14 protein-coding genes are annotated in these 17,570 nt (G+C 43.2%); 10 read left to right on the top strand and 4 right to left on the bottom strand.

The window, feature by feature from the left end; genetic code table 11:
* The first annotated feature begins 48 nt into the window (after positions 1–48).
* The 6 genes from IGI82_RS14845 (at position 49) to IGI82_RS14820 (ending at position 8,990) form a co-directional block, all read left to right on the top strand.
* Positions 49–1,377, top strand: coding sequence for a citrate transporter (locus IGI82_RS14845; RefSeq protein WP_438842412.1), 1,329 nt, complete (start codon positions 49–51; stop codon positions 1,375–1,377).
* Positions 1,378–1,394: 17 nt separating this feature from the next.
* Positions 1,395–3,515 (top strand): hydantoinase/oxoprolinase family protein, encoded by a 2,121-nt coding sequence (locus IGI82_RS14840; RefSeq protein ID WP_115232767.1) that lies wholly within the window; start codon positions 1,395–1,397, stop codon positions 3,513–3,515.
* 12 nt (positions 3,516–3,527) lie between these two features.
* The gene (locus tag IGI82_RS14835) at positions 3,528–4,196 is read left to right on the top strand and encodes a hypothetical protein (protein ID WP_438842411.1); all 669 of its coding nucleotides are present in this window, start codon (positions 3,528–3,530) and stop codon (positions 4,194–4,196) included.
* Between the two features lie 87 nt (positions 4,197–4,283).
* Positions 4,284–5,123 (top strand): SDR family NAD(P)-dependent oxidoreductase, encoded by an 840-nt coding sequence (locus IGI82_RS14830; protein ID WP_181409200.1) that lies wholly within the window; start codon positions 4,284–4,286, stop codon positions 5,121–5,123.
* Positions 5,124–5,261: 138 nt separating this feature from the next.
* Entirely contained in the window at positions 5,262–8,177 is a 2,916-nt protein-coding gene (locus IGI82_RS14825; protein WP_438842410.1) for an FAD-dependent oxidoreductase, read from the top strand.
* Positions 8,178–8,744: 567 nt separating this feature from the next.
* Positions 8,745–8,990 carry a hypothetical protein gene (locus IGI82_RS14820; RefSeq protein WP_016608418.1) on the top strand — a complete coding sequence of 82 codons (246 nt, stop codon included), beginning with the start codon at positions 8,745–8,747 and terminating at the stop codon, positions 8,988–8,990.
* Positions 8,991–9,017: 27 nt separating this feature from the next.
* Here the strand turns inward: IGI82_RS14820 and IGI82_RS14815 are convergent, their stop codons facing one another.
* Complete coding sequence (locus tag IGI82_RS14815) at positions 9,018–9,791, bottom strand: MurR/RpiR family transcriptional regulator (RefSeq protein WP_010749961.1); 774 nt, start codon at positions 9,789–9,791, stop codon at positions 9,018–9,020.
* Between the two features lie 180 nt (positions 9,792–9,971).
* Between IGI82_RS14815 and IGI82_RS14810 the strand changes: the two genes are divergently transcribed.
* The 4 genes from IGI82_RS14810 to IGI82_RS14795 all read left to right on the top strand — a co-directional run bounded on the left by IGI82_RS14810 (position 9,972) and on the right by IGI82_RS14795 (position 14,606).
* Positions 9,972–11,543, top strand: a complete 1,572-nt coding sequence (locus IGI82_RS14810; RefSeq protein ID WP_016608417.1) for an alpha-glucoside-specific PTS transporter subunit IIBC — start codon at positions 9,972–9,974, stop codon at positions 11,541–11,543.
* 28 nt (positions 11,544–11,571) lie between these two features.
* Positions 11,572–12,903, top strand: a complete 1,332-nt coding sequence (locus tag IGI82_RS14805; RefSeq protein ID WP_010749959.1) for a 6-phospho-alpha-glucosidase — start codon at positions 11,572–11,574, stop codon at positions 12,901–12,903.
* A 64-nt stretch (positions 12,904–12,967) separates the two neighbouring features.
* A complete protein-coding gene (locus IGI82_RS14800; RefSeq protein WP_128488517.1) occupies positions 12,968–14,134 on the top strand; it encodes an MFS transporter in 1,167 nt (388 codons plus the stop codon).
* Positions 14,135–14,147: 13 nt separating this feature from the next.
* Positions 14,148–14,606, top strand: coding sequence for a PTS sugar transporter subunit IIA (locus tag IGI82_RS14795; protein WP_016608416.1), 459 nt, complete (start codon positions 14,148–14,150; stop codon positions 14,604–14,606).
* A gap of 55 nt (positions 14,607–14,661) precedes the next feature.
* On the opposite strand, the gene IGI82_RS14790 is transcribed toward IGI82_RS14795, so the two are convergent.
* The 3 genes from IGI82_RS14790 to IGI82_RS14780 are packed head-to-tail and all read right to left on the bottom strand — an operon-like array spanning position 14,662 to position 17,215.
* Complete coding sequence (locus IGI82_RS14790) at positions 14,662–15,435, bottom strand: ABC transporter permease (RefSeq protein ID WP_005228413.1); 774 nt, start codon at positions 15,433–15,435, stop codon at positions 14,662–14,664.
* 5 nt (positions 15,436–15,440) lie between these two features.
* Positions 15,441–16,244, bottom strand: a complete 804-nt coding sequence (locus tag IGI82_RS14785) for an ABC transporter permease (protein WP_142437441.1) — start codon at positions 16,242–16,244, stop codon at positions 15,441–15,443.
* A complete protein-coding gene (locus IGI82_RS14780) occupies positions 16,241–17,215 on the bottom strand; it encodes an ABC transporter ATP-binding protein (RefSeq protein WP_005234036.1) in 975 nt (324 codons plus the stop codon). Before IGI82_RS14780 ends, IGI82_RS14785 begins: the two co-directional genes overlap by 4 nt.
* Between the last annotated feature and the right edge of the window lie 355 nt (positions 17,216–17,570).

Below are 17,570 nucleotides of genomic sequence, written 5' to 3'. Positions count from 1 at the left end.
ATCTGGTTGCAGGTTTAAACGGCGTAAATTGTATGGAGGAGAAGAAGTATGGATAGCTTGATTGGCTTTTTACTAGTAGTGTCATTTGGTGGCATGGTTTTTTATTGTATCAAAGGGTATAACCTGATGATTGGTTTTATTGTTATGGCAACGTTATGGGTGTTGTTGCCGCTTATAGGGAATGTTATTTCACCCAATCCGGCATTTGAAAACCTACCATTTACCGAGATGCTGGCACAGGTTTATCAACAGGCACCAGAACGCTGGGGGGCTTCACAAATGAATATTTTTGTAGGAGCCTTCTTTGGTCGGATATTGTTGGAAACTGGAATTGCGACAACCATCATTCGCAAGAGTGTGGAACTTGGCGGGGATAGTCCAGCGATTATTCTAGTAATTGTCAATTTGATTACCGGCTTTATCTTTTCGTCAATGTCAGGTGCCGGATCTGTCATCGCGATCGCCGTGATCGTATTACCGATTTTGTTTTCGATTGGTATTCCTAAAGTCGTGGCATTCTTTAGTTTTTCGGCTTCCGTTGCAGCAGGTGTTTTCTTAAATCCAATCAATTTCACACAGTATCAAGCCTTTTTTGGCAATGTGAATGGTGGGGTTGATTACACCTATAATGATTATTTTTCGTTTGGATTATTGGCTTTCTTTGTGATGATTCTGGTTTCTTCGATTTTTGCTATTGGGTATTTGAGAGTAGAAAGTTTGACCTATGCTTGGGCGGTTGGAGAAGAACCTAAAGTCCATGACGTGCCTAGTTTGGCGTTACTTACCCCTTTTATACCGGTCGTAGGAGTCATCATCTTTCAATTTCCAGTGATCTTTTGTTTTATTGGTGCGAGTCTGTATGCCTTGTGGATTTGTGGTGTTTTAAAGGATGGGTTCAGAAAAGATTCTCAGATTTTGACCCGTATTTTTGCAGATGGGGTCAAAGATACTGCGACCTTAGTTGCCTTTTGGATGACTCTTGCAATGTTCAATGCAGCTGCTACGTTTGCAGCACCGTATTTTGAATCATTGCTAGGAGGAATCATTCCGACGCATCCCTTAGCGCTTTGTCTGCTTTTTGGTTTTTTAGCTCCCTTGACTTGGTTTCGCGGACCCCTTTCTTTGATTGGTTGTGGCGCAGCATTGCTGGCAGTAATCAGCAATCAAACCAATTATCCAGTGACTTTTTTGTATCCGTTATTCATTTCCAACATGATCGGCATGGGACATTTTGATTTGACCATTTCTTGGAATGCTTGGGGATTAGGCTTCAATAATATCAACACGAGAGACTATATGAAAGTCGCTTTTTTACCAGGAATCGTTATTTCGCTTATTCTTGAGGTTGCGACGTTTCTGTTATATAGCCCGATTTAAAAAAGTAGGTGAAGAAAATGAGAAGAAGTGTCCGAATTGGCATAGATGTAGGCGGGACCCATACGAAAGCTGTCGCAATCAACAATGACACCCAAGAGGTGATTGGAAAATCATCTGTAAAAACGACCCACAAAAGTGAACAAGGGGTGGCAGAAGGCGTGGTTGCCTCATTTATCAAGTGTTTAGCCGAAAATCAGATCCAGCCTGAGGAAGTAGTCTTTGTCGCTCATAGTACTACTCAAGCCACCAATGCACTCTTAGAAGGCGATGTAGCAAAGGTCGGTATTATCAGTACGGCGAAAGGAGGCGTCGAAGGATGGCTAGCAAAGTGGCAAACGGCATTAAAAGATATTGATTTAGGTACGGGAAGAAGTATTGAAGTCGTGGCGCGGTTTATTCCTCAAAAAGAGCTTTCAAAGGCAACGATCGAAACGGCGTTAGCAGAACTGCAACAAGCACAGGCGCAAGTCATTGTGACTTCAGCAGCTTTTGGTGTAGATGATTTAAAAACAGAAGAAAGAATCGCTGAAGTGGCGAAACAAAAGGGTATCGAAGTGACCTTGGCGTCGGAAATGACCAAACTATATGGGTTATCCCGTAGAACCCGTACTGCTGCAATCAATGCATCGATCTTGCCAACGATGCTGGAAACGGCAAATTCAACAGAAAATAGTGTTCGCCAAGCAGGTGTAGATGTACCACTGATGATCATGCGTGGCGATGGCGGATTGATGGACATCGTTGAAATGAAAAAACGTCCGGTACTGACCATGCTTTCTGGACCAGCAGCTAGTGTGATGGGGGCATTGATGTATCTGCGAACATCAAATGGGATCTATTTTGAAGTAGGGGGAACTTCTACGAATCTTGGCGTGATCAAAAATGGTCGGCCAGTCATTGATTACTCAGAGATTGCAGGACATAAGACGTATGTCAATTCATTAGATGTTCGCGTCTTAGGTGTGGCTGGCGGCAGTATGGTTCGAGTGAACAAAAAAGGCGTGGTAGACGTCGGACCAAGAAGTGCTCATATCGCTGGTTTAGAATATAGCACGTATCTTCCAGAAGAAGAGATCGTTGCACCAGAACTGGAGCTTTATGCGCCCAAAGCAGGTGACCCAGCGGATTATGTCGCAATCAAGCTCGCTAACGGAAAACGAATCACGATCACGAATTCATGCGCTGCGAATGTCTTAGGGTATGTGACAAAGGATGATTTTTCTTATGGCAATGCCCATTCAGCCAGAAAAGCTATGCAACCTTTAGCGGAATACTTAGAAACGACAGTGGAGGATGTTGCACAACAAATTTTGGATCAAGCAGTTCAAAAAATAGCACCGGTGATTCACTCATTTGCCCGCAAGTATCAATTAGAACCAAATCAAATGACCTTAGTAGGAGTTGGAGGTGGTGTTTCTTCTCTGATCAAACATGCGGCGAAACAATTGTCATTAAATTATAAAATACCTGAAAACGCCGAAGTGATTTCATCAATTGGGGTGGCATTATCGGTGGTTCAAGATGTGGTGGAACGAATCGTTCCCAATCCAACAAAAGCCGATATTGCAGCAATCAAGCAAGAAGCCGCTACTTTAGCGATCGAGAGTGGGGCAACACCCGATAGTATTGAAGTCCATATTGAGATCGATCCTCAGACGCAAAAAATCACTGCGCGAGCTTCCGGTGCCACAGCTGCTCAGGCTGCTGAGCGTCAGAATCAAATCACTCGTGAAGAAGCGCAAGAGATTGCTGTTACTGAGCTGCAAGTTGCTAGAGAAAACGTGGTTACTTGTGCTGCAAGTGAACATTTTTATGTCTATGGCGCAGCGACAAAAAAAGGCGATCGTGTTTGTGTCATTGATCATCGAGGGTTTATTCGCGTGCAAAGAGACCATGCAGCCGTCGTGAAAACGACGATCCAAAGTTATAGTGAACAAATCGCGCGTCTTTGGGAAAGTATGGCGAACTACCAAAGTGATCTAGTCATCCGGCCAGATTTTTATATTTGTGCTGGACCGCGTCTCTTTGATTTTAGTTCGACAGATTATACCCAATTGATGATGTTGATCGATATTGAATTAAGTCAGTTGATTGGTACAGAAGAGATTATTATTATTGCTGCGAACCGCTTGCAGTAGGCCAAGGAAGGAATGAGATCCGTGAAAGTAGAAGAATTTTGCCAACAATTTTTACACCTATGGTCTCAAGCAACCAATCCTCATTTGCAATTGCTAAAGCAAGACCCGCTGTATGCCAAAATCGATCCTGTACAGGTAGAGTACTTTATTGAAACTGCCGAAAGCATAGGCAAGAACGAAGCCTGCTGGTATCGAGAGCATCCTCAAGAATTGCAAGAAATCATTGATTCATTACAGATCAACACGCTACCTGAAGCGCAAGCACAGCAGGAACGCTATACCTTTGCTTTGTATAAAAAAGTGGATCAAATCATGATCGATCACACGTTCTTGGCACAAGCACAGCAGTTTATCGAAGCGCAACAATTAAGTCGACTCCTGCCAACGACTACACTAACGGAAGTGGTATTGATGCATGAAATATTCCATGTGCTCGAATACCACAAAAATTTGTGGACGGTCAAAAAGCAACTGCACTATCATATTGGATTTTTGAAAAAACAAGCACGTCTTTATTCGCTGAGTGAGATTGCAGCTGCATCCTTTGTACAAGAATTTTATCAACTTGAAAATTCGCCGATGCTGCTGGCAAGCTGCATGATTTACTGTAAAAATCCTGTGTTGGCACAAGCAATCGTCACTGCCTCTATAGAGAATCAAACCATTCACAGAAGCTATTAATCAATGGAAAAAAAGAATTAGTTTCTCTATCAATATCAAGGTATATTGTTAGTGAAGAATATAACAATATTAGAGGTGGGACAAATAATGGAGCAATCTTGGTTGAATCTTAAGAATGAGGTCGTAGTTATTACTGGTGCTTTAGGTGGTATGGGGAAAAAAATCGCACAGGACTTTGCTGAGCAAGGCGCGCAACTTGCATTAGTTGATTTGCACGAAGAAAACCTTGCCAACTACGCAGTGAAACTAGCGGATGAGTTCGGTGTGAAAGTAAACAGTTATGTCTGCAATTCGACGATCGAAGCACAGGTAGATGCATTGGCAGAAAAGGTCAAAGAAGATTTTGGCCGCATTGATGTTTTGGTAAACACAGCTGCTATTTTGAAATTTTCATTGCTTGAGGATCTACCATTTGAAGAATGGAAACAAGTGATCGACGTCAACTTAAATGGTTACTTCTTGGTTTCTCAAAGAATCGGACGAGTAATGATCGCACAAAAATCTGGGCGGATGGTTCATGTATCAACGATCGCTTCAATCAGCCCTGAAACATATTCTGGTGCATATAGCCCAAGTAAAGCAGGAGTCAACATGATGTCGAAACAAATGGCAGCAGAATGGGGACAATATGGGATTCGCAGCAATTGTGTTTTGCCGTGTTTTGTGAAGACACCTTTATCCGCAAGCTTCTATGCAGATCGAGAAGTTGAAGAAGGGCGCAAACGCTTGACTGCCAACAAACGAATCGGTGATGTGCAAGACATTGCCAATGCGGTCCTTTACCTAGCTAGCGAACGTTCTGATTACACGAATGGTCATGAACTTCGGGTAGAAGGTGGTTTTGGAATCATGATGGGGGATCAAGTACCAAAACCTGGTGGACGGAAACAATATGCCATCAATTCTCGGCCGGAAAACCAAAAATAAATGGGGAAATGAAGTAAGTAATAACTGAATAGGGGAGACACTCATCTTTTCGACTTGTTCGAAAAAGATGGGTGTATTTCGTGATGCCTTAATACATGCGGTCTGACGAAGCAAGCTATTTGAAAGGAACTGATTTTTATGAAAAAAGAATTATTTGAACCGATCAAACTATCTTCTGGCGTTGAACTTAAAAATCGACTCGTTATGGCACCTATGACAACTCAATCTGCTTTTTACGATGGTGAAATAACGGAAGAGATCATTGAATACTATCGCTGTCGTGCCGGTGCAGCTGCGGCAGTGATCGTAGAAAGCTGCTTTATCGAAGAACATGGGCGTGGGTTTCCGGGAGCACTCGGGGTAGATACAGACAAGAAAATTGCTGGGCTCACTAGATTAGCAAAAACCATCAAAGAAAAAGGCTCGAAAGCGATCCTGCAAATTTATCATGCTGGACGAATGGCATGGCCTGAGTACAATGGTGGAGTACAACCGATTTGCGCAAGTCCCGTCGCAGCGTTACGACCAAACGCACCTGTTCCGAAAGAAATGAGTAATGATGAGATCCTAACGATGATTCAACGATTTGGAGACGCGACTAGGCGTGCGATCAAAGCTGGTTACGATGGTGTGGAGATACATGGTGCGAATACCTTTTTGATCCAACAATTTTTCTCGCCCCATTCAAATCACAGAAACGACCATTGGGGAGGCAGTCTGGAAAAAAGAGCGCACTTTCCATTAGCCGTATTAAAAGAAGTACAGCGGGTCCGTCAAGAAGAATCGGTTGAAGACTTTGTTATCGGTTATCGTTTTTCGCCAGAAGAAATGGAAAAGCCTGGGATTTGTTTTGAAGAAACGATGTACTTGTTGAATCAACTAGCGAAAAGCAAGCCAGAGTACCTTCATTTTTCAATGGGAACGTACCAACGAAGCTCTATTATTGATAACGAGAGCAGCGAGCCATCAATTGTGAAGTTTTTAACAATGCGTTCGCCTGAACTTTCGACTATTCCGATTATAGGAGTGGGCTCTATCTTGCAACGAGAAGACGCAGAAGCAGCACTGAAAATTGGCTACGATTTGCTTGCCATCGGGAAAGGATTTTTAGTCGAACCTAATTGGGTTCAGATGATCGCCGAGAAGAAAGTTGTTCGTCATTTTGCTCTTAGTCATGCGCAAAGTGAGTTGAAAATCCCAACACCATTGTGGCAGTTTATGGAAGATATGGTCATTGATCCAGAAGAGGAGAAACAAAAGCATGAACGCTTGAAAGAACTCCAAAAGCGGAAAGTCGCTTACCAACCAGGGACATATCTTGTACAAGCCCAAGGACACAATAGTCCGATTGAAATGCAAGTGACTTTTTCAAAGGAAACGATTGAAAAGATTACGATTGATAAAGGCAATGAATCTGAAGGTTTATCTGATTTAGTCTTTACGAGAATTCCGGCACAGATCATTGAAGGACAAACGCTGAATGTCGATGCTGTTTCTGGTGCTTCTGCTTCCAGTCAAGGGGTGATCGCAGGGGTGGAAGAAGCGGTAAAACTTGCAGGAGCCGATGTAGAGGTCCTCAAAGCACGGCCAAAGCCAGTCGTGGCTTGGTCAGAAGAAGTGGTTGAAGAAGCAGTTGATGTAGTGATCATTGGCTCAGGCGCTGCTGGGCTTGCTGCTGCATTGCGAGCGGATCAGTTAGAACGAAAGGTCATCTTACTGGAAAAATTAAGTTTTGTGGGTGGAGCGATCTCTATTAGTGGTGGAAACCAAATCGTGACTGGTTCGAAACTACAACAGATTGCTGGTGTAAAAGATGATACACCGACAGCAATGGTGGCTGATTTTCTGGAAAACGGGAATGGGCTGAACGATCGAAACCTTTTGACCCTTTTCGCTGAGAACGTAGGAGAAACCACAGATTGGGTCCATGAATACTTAGGTGTAGCCTACGATATGAAGCAAGGGCTGCACGTCCTACCAGAATATCAAAAAAATCGCGAACTTGCTTATCAAGGGGGCGGCGCTGGATTTGCCCAGACCGTCCGTAAAACACTACAGAATAGTGCGGTTCGGGTCTTGCTCCAAACGAAAGCCCAACAGCTACTAGTAGATGATCAAAATAATGTCATAGGCGTCAAAGCCCTTGAAGAATCAGGGAAAACACATATGATCTATGCCTCAACAGTCATTATGACAACCGGTGGCTATGGGAATAATGCCTCTTTACTCAAGGAAAGATTCAAGCAAATTTTGTATTATGGACTAAAATCTGCCACCGGCGATGGTCTGTTGATGGCAACCATCCCTGCTTTAAAGGCACAAACACGAGCGATGGATCAAGGAAAAATCTATCCCAATGGATTGGAAATTTCTCAAGGGGTGGCGAAATCAACGATTGGCGGCAATCTGATCGTGTTGAAAGAAAACGGTATTCTAGTGAATCAACTTGGAAAGCGGGTAGTCAACGAACGAGCTAGCAATAAGTTAGTATTAGAAGCATTAATAAGACAACGCTCGCCAATGCTTTATTTATTGCTAGACGGCAAACATTTTGAGCATTTCAGCCAAGGCGTAGCAGAAGGCGGAATCACCAGTGAAGAGCTGGCTTGTTGGATTGCGCAAGAAGGAAAGGCCACGCCTCGCATCCTTAAAGCAGCCACATTAGAACAGTTAGCCATCAAAGCGCAGATGCCTGTAGAACAATTGATCGAATCAGTGGGTAAATTTAACTACTGGGTAGCGCAAGGAAGAGATGAAGAATTTCACCGTGCACCTGAATACTTGCAAGAACCGATTGGTGCAGGTCCCTATTATCTTATCGAACAAAAGCCTCGGTTTGCGACTACGCTTGGTGGGTTAGCGGTCAATCGTTCGTTGCAAGTTTTGAATCAGCAAAACCAGCCCATTAAAGGGCTCTATGCTGCAGGTGAAGTTGTGGGAGGCGTCATGGGATCAGACTCTCCATCTGGTGCCAATAATGCCTGGGCATTGACTTCTGGGAAATTAGCAGCAGAAGCTGTTTGTGAAGTGACGAAAGGACCGAAAAAAGCGTAGAATCCGCTTTTTCGCTTTATTGTTAAATCGAGAAAACAGCGTCGATGACGGATCAGCTAGGAGAATCCTTCTATAATTCTCTTTCAGAAATTTGGCTAGAATCAGAGCGATTTAGGTCGTTTCTCTAGATAATCAAATCAGCAAAAAAACCAGAACGATCCTTTCGGGGGTTCTGGTTTTTTCGTGTGATTTTAACAAACTTGTCGTTTACGACTGATTGGTCGCCTGTAGCCACTGTCAATCTACTTTGCAAAAAAACATAAGTGGTACATCGTTCCACCTCGGTCTCGGAAGAGTGATCGGCAAACACACGGGCATCCACAAAGGTTGGTGCGAAGACAGGGACGGTATCACCGACATCAAAGGTGCATATGTTGCTTTCGCTAGACTTGTTAAAGAGCAAAAGAACAGCGACTTGTTTGAAGGTGGACACAAATTGGGTGTGTCAAATAGCTTCTAAATCGGGTGTAATGACTAAAACAGCCTCGTTTGTTTCGGTAGGTTCGTAGCCAGCTTCCCGTGTTTTTGACGACTTAAAGTGTATTTGAATAGAAGAAAACGTAAGAAATGGCAATCAAGCAAACCAACAATAAACCAGAGAGTGACAGAAAAAGCAGCATGATTCGTTTCTTCTTCAATCCAAGTACAAGTATCACTACATTCAATAGAAAGAAAACAAGTAAAATCGCTAAATATTCCATAACTGGTCCTCTTTTACGTTTTTATTTATCTTACCAGAGATTGGCTGCTTTTCCTAGCAGAAATTGGCTGAAAATGGCTTATTCAAGCGTCTTTCAAAATACTGTAAGTTAAATGAATGAAGGAAAACCAAGAGAACTTTTATGGCTCTGAGACGCTTGCGGCTTGTTTTTGCCAAGCATCATATTTTAACAATAAGTACTCGATCACAAAGAAAAGTGTGGCGGTCGTTTCAAAGGGAGCGATCGCATTTTCGGTTGACTGGATCTCTGGATTTAAAAAGAAAATCGTTTCAGAACAGAGTTTAGAAACCGTTGAGTTTCTCAGCTTCGTGATCCCGATCGTGTTGATATTGCGCTGTTTCAGTTGCTTTGCTAGTTTGACAACGGTGGGTGACTCACCGTTTAAAGTAATCAAAATCACTAAATCATCTGGCTCGATGATGCGATAAAATTGTTCATTGACTGAGATCGCACCAAAATCGTAGACAAGTAGTCCATTAGGCAAAAATAAGAGTTTCATATAATTGGAAACAAGGTTTTGAATGTCCCCTGAACCATAGACAAAGATTCGTTTGGCATGAGCCATCATCTTACACAATGCTGTAAAATCTTTCTTTTTTAAATTTTCAATCGTTTGAATATGATTGTCGAGAATTTCGCCTTCAATCTCAGAGAGTAGGGCATTTTCTTGTTGTACCTCGTTCTTTAAATGGTATTTGAATTCTGAAAAGCCATCAAAGCCGATTTTTTGACAAAAGCGCATAATCGTCGTCCTAGAAACGATGCACTCCTTGGCTAAATCATTGATGGACATTGCCAAGCAGTGCTTTTTGTGAGTTGTGATGTAGGACCAGATCAAAAAGTCATTCTCGGTTAATCTTGACTGGTAGGTAGTGATACGGTCTTGCAGCATAGGCTATCTCCTCATTTTATCTCTCCATTGATAATGTGTGACAATTCACATTTTATGTGAAAAAAACCTTTCAAATGTGAGAAACTTTTAAACAACGGAAAAGGGTTTCATAGCATCATTTTAATAGTAAAATGAGAATCAGTAAAGCGCTTAACTAAAAAACGTGAAGGACGAAAAACTATGATGAAAAAAATTCAAAGGTTCGGCGGAGCGATGCTGGCACCGGTCATGCTGTTTTCCTTTTTTGGGATCGTTATCGGCTTTTCTCTGCTATTTTCGAATCAGACGATTATGGGGGATATCGCAGCACCAAATACCCTCTGGTTCAAATTTTGGAATGTGATCGCAGCAGGAGGCTGGACGCCCTTCTTCCAATTACCGCTTTTATTTGTAGTAGGGCTGCCGATCAGTCTAGCTAAAAAATACGCCGCCCGCGCTACGATGGAGGCACTCGTTACTTATATCGCTTTTAATTATTTTGTAAATGCAATTTTAACTTTGTGGCCAGAATCATTTGCGGTAGATTTAGCTCAAGGGGCAACTGCTGGTTCTGGGTTGACCTCGATTGCAGGAATCATCACCTTAGATACCGGCATGATGGGCGGCTTGCTGATTTCGGGAATCGTTGTCTATCTCCACAATCGCTTCTATGAAAAAGAATTGCCAGAAATGCTGTCGAATTTCAGCGGATCAGTCTTTGTAACCATGATTTCCTTTTTTGCCATGGTTCCTTTGGCAGTACTCATGTGTTTTGTCTGGCCAGTTATCCAAGAGGGAATGAGAAGCATGCAAGGCTTTTTCATTGAATCAGGAAACTTCGGTGTCTTTATTTATCAGTTCTTGCAAAAAATACTGATTCCAACAGGCTTGCATCACTTTGTTTATGCACCGTTTGCCTATGACAGTGCGGTTGTCGAAGGGGGAATGGCCGTTTATTGGGCCTCCCACATTGGCGAGTTCCAAACTACTGCGTTTTCGCTGAAAGAGCTCTATCCGTTTGGCGGTTTCTCACTATCAGGAATGTCGAAAGTCTTTGGAACGGCAGGTCTGAGTTTAGCGATGATCCAAGCGGCTCGGCCTGATAAAAAGAAAAAAGTGATCGCATTGATTGCACCGGCAGCATTGACGGCTATTTTGACCGGAATCACTGAACCAATCGAGTTTACTTTCTTATTTGTTGCACCAGCATTATGGTTCGTTCATGCTTTGCTGGATGCTTCGATCGCCACAATCTCCTATGCTTTCGGGGTTGTCGGGGACTTTGGCGGCGGATTGATCAACTGGTTAGGTCTAAATTGGCTGCCCTTGTGGAAATTTCACAGTTCAACTTATATTACCCAAATCATTATCGGGCTGATTTTTACCGCTATCTGGTATTTTGTGTTCTCCTTTATGATCAAGAAGTTCAACTTAAAAACGCCTGGACGTGAGGATGATACTGCAGCAATGCAGTTGTATACAAAAGCAGATTATGACAACAAAAAGCAAGATGAAAAATTACCAAAACATGTGCGGCAAGCACAGGCCTATATGCACTTGGTAGGTGGGAAAGACAATGTTATTGATGTAACGAATTGTGCGACACGGCTGCGTTTGACTGTTAAGGATGCCGACAAAGTTGCAGATAGTACGCAGTTTCAAGAAGCAGGTGCCTCAGGATTGGTCAATCCTGGAAATGGCGGCATTCAAATCATTGTAGGATTAACGGTACCAACGGTTAGAGAATCATTCGAAGAACTAATGGCCGAATAAAACAGAATCACAAGGAGGAACAAGTACCATGAGTAAGAAAAAAAGTTCAATTTTAATTGCAGGTGGCGGAAGTACCTATACACCATCGCTAGTTATGATGTTATTAGAAAGTCAAGAGCGCTTTCCAGTTAGAAAAATCAAATTTTATGACAACGATGAAAAGCGACAAGAAACCGTAGCAAAAGCTTGTGCGATCATTATTGCCGAGCGAGCGCCAGAAGTACAGTTCGAATATTCAACCGATCCAAAGGAAGCTTTTACGGATGTCGATATCGTAATGGCACAGCTTCGTGTCGGCAAATATGCTATGCGGGAACAAGATGAGAAAATTCCTTTCAGGCATAATGTTGTCGGACAAGAGACCTGCGGACCTGGTGGTTTAGCTTATGGCCTGCGCTCGATTGGACCGATCTTAGAACTAGTCGACTACATGGAAAAATACTCGCCAGATGCCTGGCTTTTGAACTATTCCAACCCAGCAGCAGTCGTTGCCGAAGCGACCAGAAGATTCCGACCAAATTCAAGAATCATCAATATTTGTGATATGCCAGTTTGTTTGGAAGATATCATGGCGCGAGTGATTGGGTTGAAGGATCGGAAAGAATTTGAGACGAGCTATTTCGGCTTGAATCATTTTGGCTGGTGGACCAGCATCAAAGACCATGACGGCAATGACTTGATGCCACAAATCAGTGCGCATGTTCAAAAGTACGGCTACACCGAACAAACACAAAAAGGCCAGCATAAAGAAAGCAGTTGGCTGGAAACGATGTGGGCGGCTAAAGATCTGCACGAAATTGAACCAGAATTTTTATCGAATACCTATCTGAAATATTATTTGATGGCTGATGAAACGGTGGCTCATGCGGACAAAGAGTATACCCGTGCTAATGAGATCATTGACGGACGAGAGAAGTATGTGTTTGATGAATGCCGACGAATCGTTGCAAACAACACAGCAGTTGATACAACATTTGCCTCAAACGAACATGCGTCCTTTATTACAGACCTTGCTTGCGCACTAACCTTTAATACGAAAGAACGCATGATTCTTATTGTTGAAAACAACGGCGCAATTGCCAACTTTGCCCATGATGCAATGGTGGAACTGCCTTGTCTAGTTGGAAAAGATGGCTACGAAGTCTTGTCGATCGGTGATATTCCAACATTCCAAAAGGGATTGATGGAGCAGCAGATCGCATCTGAAAAATTGGCAGTTGATGCTTGGGAACAAGAGTCTTACCAAAAATTGTGGCAATCCTTTACTATGAATAAAACTGTACCAAGTGCGAAAGTCGCCAAAGAAATATTAGATGAAATGATTGTGGCGAACGAACCATATTGGCCAGAACTTAAATAGGTCCAGCAGGTAAAAGGAAAGGGATCGGCTGAAGGAATTTCCTTCAGCCGATCATAAACAAAGAATGGAAATCAAACACAAATTTCAAGTAATCTATTTTGTTCAATATGCAACGATGGCGATTTTGATGACACAAATCGTTCCTTTTTTAACTGAGCAAGGCTATGATGCGCTTGAAAGAGGCTGGTTTTTAGCCTCCTACAGCATCACGACAATTCTTTTTCAGTTAGTGATCGGCTATTATTCGGACAAGAGCAAACGATTAAAACGTATTTCGATGCTTCTGATGATCTTTCTGGTTTTCTTCTCCATTAGTTTTTATTGGTTAGGAAAAGACCACTGGCTGATCCATCTTCTGGTATTGGCTATTGCGGGTGGATTAGCCAATACAACAGCAACGGTGCTCGATAACTGGGTATTATCGGAGTCCAGTACTTCAAAAAGAATTGCTTCAATCAAAGCAAACGGCTCTTTAGGGTGGAGTATGATGAGTGTCTGCGTGCCATTCTTTTTATTTTCCAATAATTATCGCTGGTTTAGTTTGCCGCTGCTCCTCTTTTTGCTTATCAATTATACATTTTCACGAACGATCCCAGAGAAAAACGCCTTACCGCAAAAGCAAGGAACAACAACAAACAGCGGTGTCTCGCTGGCAGACATTCTTCTGTTATGCAAAGACCGACGCTTTTTGGTTTATACGGGACTGTTCTTTCTCTTGTACTTGACGATCGTTGCGAACAATACGGTCGTTATCGACAAGCTGATTACAATGGAAAGAGGCAGTGAATTTGTTGGTCTGAAATGGTCGATCCAATCCTTTTGTGAAATTCCAGCGTACCTTTTGCTGAATCGCATGATTGCTAAATGGAAAAATGAGCGCTTGATTTTGATTGCAGGTATATTTTTAACCTTACAATTTTTTGTCTATTGGCTTGCTAGTAGCCCATTCTTACTTTTGGCAGCCAGTTTTCTGCAGTTTTTCACTGTACCGGCATTTACTATCGGCAGTCGAATGATTATCAGTGCTATTACACCGCCAGCTGTTTTTTCTTCTGGACAACTGATATCAATCAGTGTGTACATTGGTGCGGCATCGTTTCTTTCGCCATTAGCTGGCGGCTTTCTTTCTCAGGTGCTGTCCCTCGATACTGCCATCTTTATCTTTGGTTTATTGCCCTTCGTAGCTTTTCTTATCTATTCTAGCTGTCAGAGAACACTGTCGGCAATCTAAGGAGGAATTACGGATGCTTTTTAAAAGAAAAATAGAAATTTGTGCACCGGCAACAGGCCGACTGCTACCGATCGAAGAAGTACCAGATGAGGTATTTTCGTCTAAAATGATGGGAAATGGATTTGCCGTTTCTCATCATCACGGAAAAATCTATGCACCAGCAGCCGGGACGGTTCGAACGATTTTTCCAACACAGCATGCCTTAGCCGTTGAGTTGGTGGATGGCCGTTCCCTTTTGATCCACATGGGAATTGAAACAGTGGCGTTAGCAGGGGAGCCCTTCACGATCGCGGTCCAAGAAAACCAGTCAGTCACGACAGGTGAGCTGCTGGCAGAAATGGATGTAGCAGCAGTTGAGGAAATGGGCAAAGAGACCATGGTGATCGTTGTCTTCATGGAGGAACAAGGCGGGAAGTGCCTGCGAACTGACGGCGATATTCAGCAAGGAGAAGCTGTTTTTCACTTGAAATAACCGAATAAAAAAGGAGCGCATTCTCTTAGTTTCAAAGAGAGGCGCTCCTTTTTATTTACGAACCCGTAGAAATATAGTTCTTCAAACCTACTCGCCAAAAGAAGAAGGCGGGAAAGGCAAAGAGTAGACAAACCAAGGGTGATAAGATCCACCAAGGATTAGTTACGCGACCAATGACATACAGAAACGGATAATACTGAAACCAAGCCATCGGCACGACGTAGGTCAATAAACGCAAGACGTGTTTTCCGTAGATACTGAAGGGGTAGCGGCCAAACTCGCGGGCACCATCGGTAAAAATATTCATAAATTCAAGTCCTTGGATCGTAAAGAAGGAAATGGCGGCATACACTAAGAACAATAGGGCGAAAAAGAGGGCGCCGCAGACGATCATCAGAAAAAGAGTCAGGACATTTCCAAAATGCCAAGCAATTCCACTATTAGGAATCGCATAAGCAAACAACAGCAAGGCTTGAATAAAACGGCCAAGACGCGAGAATTCCATTTTGGAAGCTAAGACTTGAAAAATCAAGGAGCGAGGGCGCACGAGTGCCCGATCGAACTCGCCATTACTGATCATTTGCGGAAAAAGATCGAACCCGCGAAAGAAGCATTCCGCAATCGAAAAGGCAAACAAAACCGTCGCAAAGGAAAGCAGGACTTCCTCAAAGGTAAAGCCATCCACTTGATGAAACCGGGTAAACATAAACCAAATGCCTAAAAAAGCAGTAAAGGAACCTAGAAATTGTCCCAAAGCAGTTAACACAAAGGAAACTTTATACTGCATCTGACTTTTGAGATGAATACAAAAATAATGCCAATAAACCATATTCCTTAACCTCCTTGCACAACGACACGTTTGAGTGCCTGCTGCAGCCAAATTTTTCCGATCACTATCAAAAGTATGAGCCAAAACGCTTGTAAGAGCAATGCTGAAACAAGCGCAAAGCCAGTCAGATCCCCGTTGTAAATTCGCAGCGGGACGTTTTGCATGGAAGCAAAAGGCAATAGTTCCACGAATTGGCGAAAAGGCTGTGGAAAGAAAGGCAGAGGAATGACCCCGCCAGCTAAAAATTCACCGATGGAGCTGATGACGATCCGCACCCCGATGGAGGATAATGTGTAAAAAGTCGAGATATAGACCAGCTGCGACATAGCGATCACTACACCTAAACTCAGCGCCATAGACAAAAGAAACAAGAACAGGGCAACGATGTTTGCTGGCAGAATCAAGCGATAAGGTGCTGGCAGTAAAAAGGCAATCACAAAAATCGGTCCGCAACGCAAGAGGGCTTTTGCTAAGCGATTGGCAGCCGATTGGCAAAACCAGCGATTGTATAGATCCATCGGCCGCACAAGTTCGTAGGCGATCGTCCCTGTGGTGATAGTATTGAAAATTTCTGCCTCAAAGAACCACAACATAAATAAAGACAAGAAGGCTTGCTGGAGCCAAACATAGGAGACGGTTTGTTGAAAGGTCATGGGAAAGGCACTAGGATCTGCTTGGTAAAAGGCGTGGAATGCCAGAATTTCCATCAAGCCCCAAGCTAGTTGCGTAGCCATCCCGGCAATTGCCGCCGAGCGGTATTGCAAGGTATTGATAAAGCGAATGCGGAAAAATGCCTGATACTTCCTCATATTTGATACTCCTGATACAGCTTAGCGACCATTTCTTCGGCGGTGATACTGGCAACGGCCAAATCGGTGATCTCGACTTGATTGCTGAGCAGACTGAGCAGCTGAGCGACCGACACTTCTTTGGGATCAAGTTTCAGAACAAGGCGACCAACGTCTTTTTGAAGCAGCTGGACGTTTTCTGGCAGATGAGGTTCATTCCCTTGATAGTCGATCTCCAGCGTTTTGACATCAGAAAAACGATGCTTTAGTTCATCGAGGCGACCATCCAGCAAAATTTGCCCTTTGCCGATCAACAGAATTCGCTGTGTCAGCGCCTCGATATCTTGCATATCGTGGGTCGTTAGGATGACTGTGGTGCCTTTTTCTTGGTTTCTTTTTTTAATAAACTGACGCACGGCAATCTTTGACACAGCATCTAAACCGATGGTGGGTTCATCAAGAAATAAGATTTTGGGGTCATGGAGTAAGGAGGCTGCGATCTCACAGCGCATACGCTGACCGAGACTCAAGGACCGAGCAGGGGTTTTTAAGATCTCACCTAAATCTAGTAAGGTGACTAATTCTTCTAGGTTGCGCTGATAACTAGCAGCGTCGACTTTGTAGATATCACGGATCAAATCAAAGCTGTCATTGACGGGGACATCCCACCAGAGTTGACTGCGCTGCCCGAAGACGACGCCGATGTCTTTGACATGTTGAATACGTTCTTGCCAAGGCGTACGACCATTGATGTGACAAATGCCTTGATCAGGGGTCAAAATCCCGCACATGATTTTTATGGTGGTACTTTTTCCAGCACCATTAGGCCCGATGTAGCCAACCATTTCGCCTTCATTGATGGTAAAGCTGATGTCTTGCAACGCATGGACGGTGGTGGTTTCACGAGAAAGAAATGCTTTGGCTGCTTGGCGAAAGCCGCTTTTTCGCTTGGACACTTGGAAGGTCTTGCTGAGGTGTTCTACTTGGATCATTTGGATTCACTCACTTTCTTTTGACAAACGCGACAAAAAGAGCATTCGAAATCGAATACTCGCAACGAGTTGGTCCAAACGAACATGGTTGGGGCAGCGGTTCGTCAGCCAAACAAAAGTAGGAACAGTGTAGCATAAGAGAGCGCTTTTTTCAAACACTACTTATATTTTTTTGAGGGCAGCGAAAGAAAAAACGTGGTTTGTTGGATAAAATACGCAAAATAACTGTTTTTATTTTTTATTTGTTGTAAATACTGAGGAAACTCAGTATCATTAGAAACAAGCCGATAGCGGCTAAGTAGTTTCTGGATATATGGGGAACCAAGTGATGGACTGTGTCATGATTTGTCGTAAC

Origin of the sequence: Enterococcus sp. AZ067 (assembly GCF_051715005.1) — a bacterium.
GTDB classification, from domain to species: domain Bacteria; phylum Bacillota; class Bacilli; order Lactobacillales; family Enterococcaceae; genus Enterococcus_D; species Enterococcus_D casseliflavus.
This window is presented reverse-complemented; position numbering and strand designations above follow the sequence as displayed.

Bases quoted from the DNA above. Each gene is read 5' to 3' on its own strand.
- IGI82_RS14845 (WP_438842412.1), top strand. From the start codon at position 49: ATGGATAGCTTGATTGGCTTTTTACTAGTAGTGTCATTTGGTGGCATG.
- IGI82_RS14840 (WP_115232767.1), top strand. From the start codon at position 1,395: ATGAGAAGAAGTGTCCGAATTGGCATAGATGTAGGCGGGACCCATACG.
- IGI82_RS14835 (WP_438842411.1), top strand. From the start codon at position 3,528: ATGAGATCCGTGAAAGTAGAAGAATTTTGCCAACAATTTTTACACCTA.
- IGI82_RS14830 (WP_181409200.1), top strand. From the start codon at position 4,284: ATGGAGCAATCTTGGTTGAATCTTAAGAATGAGGTCGTAGTTATTACT.
- IGI82_RS14825 (WP_438842410.1), top strand. From the start codon at position 5,262: ATGAAAAAAGAATTATTTGAACCGATCAAACTATCTTCTGGCGTTGAA.
- IGI82_RS14820 (WP_016608418.1), top strand. From the start codon at position 8,745: ATGGCAATCAAGCAAACCAACAATAAACCAGAGAGTGACAGAAAAAGC.
- IGI82_RS14815 (WP_010749961.1), bottom strand. From the start codon at position 9,791: ATGCTGCAAGACCGTATCACTACCTACCAGTCAAGATTAACCGAGAAT.
- IGI82_RS14810 (WP_016608417.1), top strand. From the start codon at position 9,972: ATGATGAAAAAAATTCAAAGGTTCGGCGGAGCGATGCTGGCACCGGTC.
- IGI82_RS14805 (WP_010749959.1), top strand. From the start codon at position 11,572: ATGAGTAAGAAAAAAAGTTCAATTTTAATTGCAGGTGGCGGAAGTACC.
- IGI82_RS14800 (WP_128488517.1), top strand. From the start codon at position 12,968: ATGGAAATCAAACACAAATTTCAAGTAATCTATTTTGTTCAATATGCA.
- IGI82_RS14795 (WP_016608416.1), top strand. From the start codon at position 14,148: ATGCTTTTTAAAAGAAAAATAGAAATTTGTGCACCGGCAACAGGCCGA.
- IGI82_RS14790 (WP_005228413.1), bottom strand. From the start codon at position 15,435: ATGGTTTATTGGCATTATTTTTGTATTCATCTCAAAAGTCAGATGCAG.
- IGI82_RS14785 (WP_142437441.1), bottom strand. From the start codon at position 16,244: ATGAGGAAGTATCAGGCATTTTTCCGCATTCGCTTTATCAATACCTTG.
- IGI82_RS14780 (WP_005234036.1), bottom strand. From the start codon at position 17,215: ATGATCCAAGTAGAACACCTCAGCAAGACCTTCCAAGTGTCCAAGCGA.